The 2,443-nt window shown below is 36.5% G+C and carries 2 protein-coding genes; both read left to right on the forward strand.

The annotated features are described in order from the left end of the window. The coding region (locus KHW44_RS08585; RefSeq protein ID WP_304068465.1) for an AAA family ATPase at nt 1–1,255 on the forward strand (1,255 nt) is incomplete at its 5' end. Nucleotides 1,256–2,258: 1,003 nt separating this feature from the next. Then, nucleotides 2,259–2,443, forward strand: a 185-nt coding sequence (locus KHW44_RS08590) for a sugar phosphate nucleotidyltransferase (RefSeq protein ID WP_304068468.1), incomplete at its 3' end; no start/stop codon positions are given.

The raw sequence follows: 2,443 nt of genomic DNA on the forward strand, positions 1-2,443 counted from the left end.
GGAAAAAGAATTACAAGATACTAAAAATGAGTTTGATGCGATGTATATGGAATGGACTCAACAAAAATCCAAGGTCGACGAAATCAAGGACACAAAATCGGAAATCGAAGCTGTAAAACACGAAATGGAAGAAGCACAAAGAAAATACGATTTTGAAAAATTGTCAGAGTTGAAATACGGAAAATTAGTAGAACTTGAAAACAAACTCGAAGAATTGAACAAAAAAATGGACGAAGATGACAGTTCTATTATTAAAGAAAGCGTAACTGAAGATGAAATCGCAGAAGTTGTGAGCAAGTGGACATCAATTCCTGTGACAAAATTAGTGGAAACAGAACGCGACAAGATTTTGAACATGGACAAGTTGTTGCACAAGAGAGTTGTGGGTCAAGATGAAGCTGTAACTGCTGTGACTGATGCAATCATCAGGGCTAGAAGTGGTTTGAAGTCCATCAACAGACCAATCGGTTCATTTATATTCCTTGGACCAACTGGTGTTGGTAAAACAGAACTTGCAAAAGCGTTGACTGAAAATATGTTTGATGACGAAAAGAATTTGATTCGTATCGATATGTCAGAATATATGGAAAAACACGCGGTAAGTAGACTTGTTGGAGCGCCTCCAGGATATGTTGGCTACGATGAAGGCGGTCAACTAACGGAAGCTGTCAGAAGAAAACCGTACTCAGTGATTTTGTTCGACGAAATCGAAAAGGCACATCCAGATGTGTTCAACATTTTGTTGCAAGTTTTGGATGACGGACGTTTGACTGACAACAAAGGTAGAACTGTCGATTTCAAAAATACAATCATCATCATGACAAGTAACATTGGCTCGATGGATTTGATTGAAGGAATCGACGACAACGGAAATATTTCTGACGAAAGCAGAAATTCTGTAATGGACGAATTGAAATCCAGATTCAAACCAGAATTTTTGAACAGAATTGACGATATAGTAATGTTCAAACCGTTGACAAAAGATGACATCTACAAGATTATCGAAAAACAAGTTTCATTGTTGCAAAAACAATTGGAAGACAGACAAATCACTATCGAAATCGACGAATCTGCAGAAGATTTGATTATCGACAAAGCATACGATGTATTGTACGGTGCAAGACCAGTTAAGAGATTTATCGAATCCAACGTCGAAACAAAACTCGGACGTGAATTGATAAAAGGAACTGTAACTGACAAAGACACTGTAGTTATCACTAATATAGATGGTGAATTGGGAATTAAAAAGAAATAGATTTTATAGAAAATAGGTAAGAACACAGGGCTTGCCTATTTTTTTATTGTGGTAAAGAATAAAAGTCGCTACATGAAGATACGGAATAAAAGTCGTAACACGCATCGTCTGGCTTACGAAAATTGGCAAATTCTAATCTCGAAATTCTAAAATCTCAAACTCGTGCTACGCACTCAAACAATGAGATTTTTTAACGAATTTCTTCGATTGAATTTGACACAATTTTCTCCAGATGACTCGCTTTGTTACGAGCTTTTATTAGGGTGCTACAATGAGAAAATAGGCAAGGTTTATAACGAGGAGAGAGGAAGAAATTTGCACGAACACATGGACGAGGAAATTTGTCGCTACATGAAGATACGGAATAAAAGTCGTAACACGCATCGTCTAGCTTACGAAAATTGGCAAATTCTAATCTTGAAATTCTAAAATCTCAAACTCGTGCTACGCACTCAAACAATGAGATTTTTTAACGAATTTCTTAGATTGAATTTGGCACAATTTTCTCCAGATGACTCGCTTAGTTACGAGCTTTTATTAGGGTGCTATAATAATGAAAAATAGGCAAGTTGTATAACGAGGGAGAAAATTGCTCACACTATATATATTAATAGAAAAGCAGAAAAACTGATTTGCACGAATATCTGGCTTACAAAAATAAAAAAATCCTCACGCTCATGCCCCTAAAATCTCAAGTGCGCCTTTGGCTGGCACGAGTGAGATTTTTGACGGGTCATTTCGCTTGGATTTTTGATTATTTTCTCCAGACGATATTCTTAGCAAATGCAGTAATCTGCTTTTATTTCATAGACAAGCTTTTAAAATTATCACAGCAAGAATTAAAACAGGGAGTGTGCAAATCGGTTTTCCACTTTTTGTAAGCATTCACGAAATATCAATCCTGCAACTCACACACCTCTTATAGCAAAAATCAATATTTCTTGTTACAATATTATTAGAGACAAATGATTTATGGCGTAAAATTATAACACGAGGAGCGACAATGAAGGTAAGAAAAGCGGTTATTCCTGCGGCTGGTTTTGGTACGAGGATGCTTCCTGCATCGAAATCTGTTCCGAAGGAGATGCTTCCAATCTACGACAAACCAACTTTGCATCATATTGTAAAGGAGGTTGTGGATTCTGGAATTACGGATATTTTGATTATTATAAGCAAGGATAAGGGATC

The organism is Finegoldia magna (assembly GCF_018371055.1).
Classification (GTDB): domain Bacteria; phylum Bacillota; class Clostridia; order Tissierellales; family Peptoniphilaceae; genus Finegoldia; species Finegoldia magna_I.